This is a genomic window from Streptomyces solincola, assembly GCF_002982015.1.
Classification (GTDB): Bacteria; Actinomycetota; Actinomycetes; order Streptomycetales; family Streptomycetaceae; genus Streptomyces; species Streptomyces solincola.
The window spans coordinates 1-7,593 of record NZ_PVLV01000446.1 but is presented as its reverse complement, the minus strand read 5'-3'; the positions used below and the strand labels follow the sequence as shown (position 1 = coordinate 7,593).

The window sequence follows — 7,593 nt, the reverse complement described above, 5'->3', positions numbered from 1 at the left end:
GCGGGGCGGGCGGGCCGCTCGGCGGTCTCGCCGGCGGCGTCCTCGCGGGTGTCGCGGACGGCGCCGGCGGCGAACGCGTCGAAGGAGTCGCCGGGACCGGTTCCGGTGGTGTCGGCATCGATGTCGGCACCGTCGGGTGCGGGGAAGTCGTCGTCCGGTCGCCGGTCGATCGGGTCCAAGGTCAAGCCCCCATGTAGCGCGGTGCGTCGTCGGCCTTCCCGGCCATGTCGCACGCCCGCTGCCGCTCTCCGGTCCGGTGTGCCCGCGCCGGCGTGGTGGCGGCGGACGGGCTCAGCCGCACCCTAGACGTTGACGGGGTGTGATTGAAGGGCGGGGGTGGGGCCGTGCCCAAGACGTCACCGTCTTGTGAGTTCGCCGCCGCCGGAGGCGTCCGGTCCGTCCGGGTACGGCCCGAAAGACCGCGCTGGGGGCCGGGCTTCAGACCCGGGGCAGGGTGTCGGCGGCGAGGCCGCCCTCGATGGCGAGGATGCGGTGCAGCCGGGTGGCCACCAGCAGCCGCTGCATCTGCGGCGGTACGCCGCGCAGCACCAGTCGCCGGCCGCAGCGGCCGGCCCGGCGGTGGGCGCCCATGATGACGCCGAGGCCGGTGGCGTCCCAGGAGTCGAGTCCGGTCAGGTCGAGCACCAGGTCGCCGGCTCCGTCGTCGACGGCCGAGTGCAGGACCGTACGGGCGTCCGCGGCGCTGCGTACGTCGAGGCGGCCCCCGACGACCAGCTCGGCGTGGTCGCCCCTGATGTGCATCTGCGCTCCCGGTGAGTGCTCCGTCGTCGTGGTCACGTCTTCGCCGTCATCCCTCGGCCTCGCGCGCCGTCGTGGTCCCTTGGCGTCCGGTGGCCCCGCGCCGCCTCGCCGGCGCGGGGCCGGCGGGACGCCGTCCGGCCGGCGGGCCCGTGTCGTCCTGTCTTTCTATGCACCAACTGACTGTCCGACAGGCGCAGCCGTTGCGCCTTGTAAGCGAACCGATACCGAATTCACCCCGTGGGGTGACGTCCGGGCCGGCCGGGTCCGGACGGGCGCCCCGTGCGTGCGGGGCGCCCCGGTCGCGCGCGGGCCCGGCGGGGGCCGGGCGCGTGCGGTCAGTGCGTGTAGAAGCCCTGCCCGCTCTTGCGGCCGATGTCACCGGCGTCCACCATCCGGCGCATCAGCTCCGGCGGGGCGAACTTCTCGTCCTGGGACTCGGTGTAGATGTTGCCGGCGGCGTGCAGCAGGATGTCGACGCCGGTGAGGTCGGCGGTGGCGAGCGGCCCCATGGCGTGGCCGAAGCCCAGCTTGCAGGCGGTGTCGATGTCCTCGGCGGTGGCGACGCCGGACTCGTAGAGCTTGGCGGCCTCGACGACCAGGGCGGCGATCAGCCGGGTGGTGACGAAGCCGGCCACGTCGCGGTTGACCACGATGCAGGTCTTGCCGACGGACTCGGCGAACTCCCGTGCCGTGGCGAGGGTTTCGTCGCTGGTCTTGTAGCCGCGGACGAGTTCGCAGAGCTGCATCATCGGCACCGGGGAGAAGAAGTGGGTGCCGACGACCCGGTCCGGGCGCTCGGTGACGGCGGCGATCTTGGTGATCGGGATGGCGGAGGTGTTGGAGGCCAGCACGGTGTCCTCGCGGACGATCTTGTCGAGGGTGCGGAAGATCTCGTGCTTGACCTCCAGCTTCTCGAAGACCGCCTCCACGACCAGGTCGGCGTCGGCGGCCGCGTCCAGGTCGGTGGTGGTGGTGATGCGGGCCAGGGCGGCCTCGGCGTCGGCGGCGTCCAGCTTGCCCTTGGCGACGAAGCGGTCGTAGGACGCCTTGATGCCGTCGGTGCCGCGGGTCAGCGCGGCGTCCGTGACGTCGCGCAGCACCACGTCCCAGCCCGCCTGGGCGGAGACCTGCGCGATTCCGGAGCCCATGAGTCCGGCGCCGATGACGGCGAGCTTCCTGGCCACGTTTCTTCCCCTTAACACCCGTTTACTTGTCGCTCTCCGGCGGAGGCTATCGGGCGGGGGCGGGCCTGAGGCTGCGAAGAGACACGCGTCACGTCTCATCTGACGGACATCACACCGTGACGGTACGTCATGGGCCTTTCCCGGCCGCCGCACCGCCCACCGGGGGCCCGGCCCGGGTGCCGTCCCCCGGGCGGCTCACTAGTCTTGGCCCCATGGTCAATCTGACGCGCATCTACACCCGTACCGGCGACAAGGGCACCACGGCGCTCGGCGACATGAGCCGCACCGCCAAGACCGACCGGCGGATCGCCGCCTACGCCGACGCCAACGAGGCCAACGCGGCCATCGGCACGGCCATCGCGCTCGGCGGGCTGGCCGAGGACGTGGTCAAGGTCCTGGTGCGGGTGCAGAACGACCTGTTCGACGTGGGCGCGGACCTGTCCACGCCGGTGGTGGAGAACCCGCAGTACCCGCCGCTGCGGGTGGAGCAGAGCTACGTCGACAAGCTGGAGGCGGACTGCGACCGTTACCTGGAGCAGCTGGAGAAGCTGCGCTCCTTCATCCTGCCCGGCGGCACCCCCGGCGCGGCGCTGCTGCACCAGGCGTGCACCGTGGTCCGCCGCGCCGAGCGCTCCACCTGGGCGGCGCTGGAGGAGCACGGCGAGTCGATGAACCCGCTCACCGCCACCTACCTCAACCGCCTCTCCGACCTGCTCTTCATCCTCGCCCGCACCGCCAACAAGGAGCGCGGCGACATCCTCTGGGTCCCGGGCGGCGAGCGCTGACCCGCCCCGTCAGGGCAGCTTGGCGTCCTCCCGTTCGCCGGCCGCCGGCTCCGGGGCCCTCTTGGGCCAGATCGCGTAGCTGAGGGCGATCAGGCCGTGGATGCCGGCCGCGCGCCAGGCGATGTGCATCCAGTTCTCCAGCGCGCCGGTGCGGGCCGGGTCGCCGACGTACTGGATCGCCAGCCAGAGCGGCCCGGTGGCGACCGCGGCCGCGGCGAGCGTGCCGAGCCAGATCCGGCCCTCGTGCGCGGCGCGGGCCATGCCGTAGCGGGGCGGGGGCGGCGGCTTGGGGCCGCCGCCGAGGCGGTGGGCGGCGTGGCCGTCCAGCCACTTCACGGTGCGGTGGCCGTGGCCGACGGTGTAGCCGATGTAGAGCGCGGCCAGCCCGTGCCCCCAGTGGGGCTCGGCGCCGCTCCGCAGGTCGACGGCGGTGGCGAGCAGCAGGACCACCTCCAGCAGCGGCTCGCACAGCAGCAGCGCGGCCCCGGTGCGGGGCATCCTCAGCAGGTAGCGGACCGCGAGTCCGGCCGCCAGCAGCACCCAGAAGCCGACCTCGCAGATGACGATGAGCGCGACGATCACGGCGGTTCTCCTTTCGGTGCCTCCAGCCTTCCGGCTCCGCGCGGCCGGGGCGTCGTCGCGGATGAGGAAAGCGCCCGGCCGGCACTGCATCGTTCGATGTAGCGGCGGTCGGCGTCCGCGCGGACGCCGGGCGGGGCCGGCAGCGTGTTGGATGAGGGGGTGAGAGCTTCCCTCCCCGCCGCGCTGCGAGGCGCACGGCCGCACCGGGACGACGTGCTGATCGCCGCCGGCGGATTGGCGGTGGGCCTGCTGCTGTGGTCGCTGGGGCTGTACACCACCGGCCCGAAGGACCAGCGGCCGCTGTCCGCGCCGTGGCTGGTGCCGGTGCCGCTGGCGGTGATGGCGGCGCTGGAGCTGGTACGCCGGAGCCGGCCGCGGTTCGCGCTGGCAGCCGGCACGGTCGCGGTGGTCCTGGACACCCTCACCCGCGGCAATCTGGCCACGGTGATCCTCTACGCGGACCTGGTGTACGCGGCCGTGGTGTACGGCCCGCCGGCCACCGCGCGCCGGCTGCCGGTCTTCATGGGCATGCTCAGCATCGCGCTGACCGTCGGCTATCTGGCCTGGTACCGGGACGCGCCGGCGCTGCTCGCCGGTCTGGTGACGGCGCTGGTCACGTTCGTCCCGGCAATCAGCGGCGCGGTGGTGCGCAACCACCGGGAGGCCGCCGACGCGGCCCGGCTGCGGGCCGAGCAGACCGCGCTGCTGGCCGAGATGGACCGGGTGCAGGCGGTCGCCGCCGAGCGGGCCCGGATGGCCCGGGAGCTGCACGACGTGGTGGCCGGCCATCTGTCGGCGATCGCCATCCACGCCACCGCCGCGCTGTCGCTGGACGACGAGCGGACCACCCGCGAGGCGATGGGCGTGGTCCGGGAGAACAGCGTGGCGGGCCTGGCCGAGATGCGCCGGCTGATCGGGCTGCTGCGGGACGGCGGCGAACCGGCGGAGCCGTCCGCCGTGCCGACCCTGGCCGGATTGGAGGCGCTGGTGCGGCAGGCGGGCGTGAACGGGGCGGCCGGCGGCCTGGTGTTCGCGCTGGAGGGCGGTCCGGTCGCCGGCGTGCGGCTGCCCGCGCCGGTGGAGCTGGCCGCGTACCGGATCGTGCAGGAGTCGCTGACCAACGCGCTCAAGCACGCCGTCCCCGGGGCGGTGACGGTCTCGCTGACCGCCTCCGGCCGGGCGCTGGAGGTGCGGGTGGACAGCCCCTGCGGTGAGCGGCCCGGTCCGCGCGCCCCCGGCTCGGGCGCCGGGCTGATCGGGATGCGGGAGCGGGTCGCGCTGCTGGACGGCGTGTTCGAGGCGGGACCGGTGGCCGGGGACGGGGCCGGGGCGTCGAAGGTCTGGCGGGTGCGGGCCGAGCTGCCCGTCGCCGAGGAGGACGGGGAGCCGGCGGCATGAGGACGGAGAACGGCGTGGCAGGGGTGGAGCGGCCGGTCCGGGTGCTGGTCGCCGAGGACCAGAGCGCGGTACGGGCCGGGCTGGTGCTGATCCTGCGCAGCGCGCCCGGCATCGAGGTGGCCGGGGAGGCGGCGGACGGCGAGGAGGCGGTCAGGCTGGCCCGCGAGCTGCGCCCGGACCTGGTGCTGATGGACGTGCAGATGCCCAAGCTGGACGGGGTGTCGGCGACCGCGCTGGTGGTGGCCGAGGGCCTGGCGGACGTGCTGGTGCTGACCACCTTCGATCTGGACGAGTACGTCTTCGGGGCGCTGCGCGCGGGCGCGTCCGGCTTCCTGCTGAAGCACGCCGACGCGCGCGAACTGGTCGAGGCGGTACGGACGGTGGCGCGCGGCGAGGGCCTGATCGCCCCGGCGGTGACCCGCCGGCTGATCGCCGAGTTCGCCGCCCCCGGCACCCGGCGGCCGGCCGTCGACCCCCGGGTGGCGGAGGCACTCGAGTCATTGACCCGGCGGGAGCGCGAGGTGCTGTCCTGTCTGGGTGAGGGGCTGTCGAACGCGGAGGTCGCCGCCCGGCTGGACATGGCCGAGGCCACCGTGAAAACGCACGTCAGCCGGCTGCTGGGCAAGCTGGAGCTGCGCAGCCGGGTGCAAGCGGCGGTGCTCGCGCAGGAGTTGGGCGTCTGATCGCGGACCGGCAAATGGACCCGAACCACCCCCTTCCTTTGGTCTGGACCTATTGACGATTGGCCCAGACCTTCCTACGCTCACGGCGCGCACTCCACCACGGACCCCCACCTCGTCCGTCCGCATCTTGAGGAGCACCGTTGAGCACTCAAGCACGTCCGCGCACCGGGAGATTCCGCGCCAGAGCCACGGCCGGTCTCACCGCACTGCTGCTTCCACTGGCCGCCATGGTCGGCCTCGCCTCCCCCGCGCAGGCCGCCTCGTCGGCCACCGCGACCTTCACCAAGACGTCCGACTGGGGCTCCGGCTTCGGCGGCTCCTGGACGGTGAAGAACACCGGGACGACCGCGCTGTCGTCCTGGACCGTCGAGTGGGACTTCCCCACCGGCACCAAGGTCACCTCCGCCTGGGACGCCACCGTCACCAACAGCGGCAACCACTGGACCGCCAAGAACGTCGGCTGGAACGGCACGCTCTCCCCCGGCGCCTCCGTCTCCTTCGGCTTCAACGGCTCGGGGCCCGGCTCCCCGACCGGCTGCAAGCTGAACGGCGGCTCCTGCGACGGCGGCCCCCAGGTGCCCGGCGACAACCCGCCGAGCGCCCCCGGCGCCCTGTCCGCCTCGGGCGTCACCGACACCTCGGTGAAGCTCTCCTGGGGCGCGGCCACCGACGACAACGGCGTCAAGAACTACGACGTCCTGCGCGACGGGGCCAAGGTCGCCACGGTCACCGGCCTGACTTACACCGACAACGGCCTGACCGCCGGCACCGACTACTCGTACGCCGTGCAGGCCCGCGACTCCAAGGACCAGACCGGCCCGGTCGGCGCCTCCGTCAAGGTCCGCACCACCGGCGGCGACACCGGCCCCGGCCCGAACCCCGGCTCCAAGATCAACCTGGGCTACTTCACCAACTGGGGCGTCTACGGGCGCAACTACCACGTGAAGAACCTGGTCACCTCCGGCTCGGCCCAGAAGATCACCCACATCAACTACGCCTTCGGCAACGTGCAGAACGGCAAGTGCACCATCGGTGACGGCTTCGCCGACTACGAGAAGGCGTACACCGCCGACCAGTCGGTCGACGGCAAGGCCGACACCTGGGACCAGCCCCTGCGCGGCAGCTTCAACCAGCTCCGCAAGCTGAAGGCGCAGTACCCGCACATCAAGGTGCTGTGGTCGTTCGGCGGCTGGACCTGGTCCGGCGGCTTCGGCCAGGCGGTGCAGAACCCGGCCGCCTTCGCCCAGTCCTGCTACGACCTGGTGGAGGACCCGCGCTGGGCCGACGTCTTCGACGGCATCGACCTGGACTGGGAGTACCCCAACGCCTGCGGTCTGACCTGCGACACCAGCGGCCCGGCCGCGTTCAAGAACATGATGCAGGCCATGCGCGCCAAGTTCGGCGCCAACAACCTGGTCACCGCGGCCGTCACGGCCGACGGCACCGACGGCGGCAAGATCGACGCGGCCGACTACGGCGGCGCTGCGCAGTACCTCGACTGGTACAACGTGATGACCTACGACTTCTTCGGCGCCTGGGCGGCGAAGGGTCCGACGGCCCCGCACTCGCCGCTGACCTCGTACCCCGGCATCCCGCAGCAGGGCTTCACCTCGGCCGACGCGATCGCCAAGTTCAAGTCGAAGGGCGTCCCCGCCTCCAAGCTGCTGCTCGGCATCGGCTTCTACGGGCGCGGCTGGACCGGCGTCACCCAGAAGGAGCCGGGCGGCACCGCCACCGGGCCGGCCGCCGGCACCTACGAGCAGGGCATCGAGGACTACAAGGTCCTGAAGAACTCCTGCCCGGCCAACGGCACCGTCGCCGGCACCGCGTACGCGCACTGCGGCACCAACTGGTGGAGCTACGACACCCCCGCGACCGTCACCTCCAAGATGGGCTGGGCCAAGAACCAGGGCCTGGGCGGCGCGTTCTTCTGGGAGTTCAGCGGCGACACCGCCAACGGCGAGCTGGTCTCCGCGATCAGCAACGGCCTGAAGTGACCGTGAACGCCTGAGAGACCCGGCGGCCCGGGGCGCGGGACGGTGTCGGCAGACGCCTCCCCGCCGCGGGCCGCCTTCCGGCGTACGGCGCGGAGTGCCACCCCCACGGCGGCCCGCGACCCGGCGGCCGTCGCCCGCGCCCACGCCCCCGCGGCCGCACCCCTCCCCAGGGTGCGGCCGCGTCGGAGCAGCAGAGAGGCGG

At 73.2% G+C, this 7,593-nt stretch carries 8 protein-coding genes; 4 read left to right on the top strand and 4 right to left on the bottom strand.

The genetic code is table 11. From position 1 onward, the window contains the following. The 3 genes from C6N75_RS30915 to C6N75_RS24210 all read right to left on the bottom strand — a co-directional run. Positions 1-185 (bottom strand): hypothetical protein (locus tag C6N75_RS30915; RefSeq protein ID WP_181160601.1); only part of this gene is annotated, 185 nt, incomplete at its 3' end. 253 nt (positions 186-438) lie between these two features. After that, complete coding sequence (locus C6N75_RS24215; RefSeq protein ID WP_105871020.1) at positions 439-762, bottom strand: STAS domain-containing protein; 324 nt, start codon at positions 760-762, stop codon at positions 439-441. Positions 763-1,097: 335 nt separating this feature from the next. Continuing rightward, positions 1,098-1,946, bottom strand: a complete 849-nt coding sequence (locus tag C6N75_RS24210; RefSeq protein WP_105871019.1) for a 3-hydroxyacyl-CoA dehydrogenase family protein — start codon at positions 1,944-1,946, stop codon at positions 1,098-1,100. Positions 1,947-2,158: 212 nt separating this feature from the next. Here C6N75_RS24210 and C6N75_RS24205 point away from each other — a divergent pair, with 212 nt between their 5' ends. Continuing rightward, a complete protein-coding gene (locus C6N75_RS24205; RefSeq protein WP_105871018.1) occupies positions 2,159-2,731 on the top strand; it encodes a cob(I)yrinic acid a,c-diamide adenosyltransferase in 573 nt (190 codons plus the stop codon). 9 nt (positions 2,732-2,740) lie between these two features. Here the strand turns inward: C6N75_RS24205 and C6N75_RS24200 are convergent, their stop codons facing one another. Beyond that, positions 2,741-3,313: a hypothetical protein gene (locus tag C6N75_RS24200; RefSeq protein WP_105871017.1), complete on the bottom strand. Its 573-nt coding sequence runs from the start codon at positions 3,311-3,313 to the stop codon at positions 2,741-2,743. A 159-nt stretch (positions 3,314-3,472) separates the two neighbouring features. Here C6N75_RS24200 and C6N75_RS24195 point away from each other — a divergent pair, with 159 nt between their 5' ends. From C6N75_RS24195 to C6N75_RS24185, 3 genes are all read left to right on the top strand, one after another. Continuing rightward, positions 3,473-4,711 carry a sensor histidine kinase gene (locus C6N75_RS24195; RefSeq protein WP_407703268.1) on the top strand — a complete coding sequence of 413 codons (1,239 nt, stop codon included), beginning with the start codon at positions 3,473-3,475 and terminating at the stop codon, positions 4,709-4,711. Beyond that, positions 4,708-5,394: a response regulator gene (locus tag C6N75_RS24190; RefSeq protein WP_181160600.1), complete on the top strand. Its 687-nt coding sequence runs from the start codon at positions 4,708-4,710 to the stop codon at positions 5,392-5,394. The genes C6N75_RS24195 and C6N75_RS24190 overlap by 4 nt, the downstream gene beginning before the upstream one ends. 140 nt (positions 5,395-5,534) lie before the next feature. After that, the gene (locus tag C6N75_RS24185) at positions 5,535-7,391 is read left to right on the top strand and encodes a glycoside hydrolase family 18 chitinase (RefSeq protein WP_105871016.1); all 1,857 of its coding nucleotides are present in this window, start codon (positions 5,535-5,537) and stop codon (positions 7,389-7,391) included. Positions 7,392-7,593 lie beyond the last annotated feature (202 nt).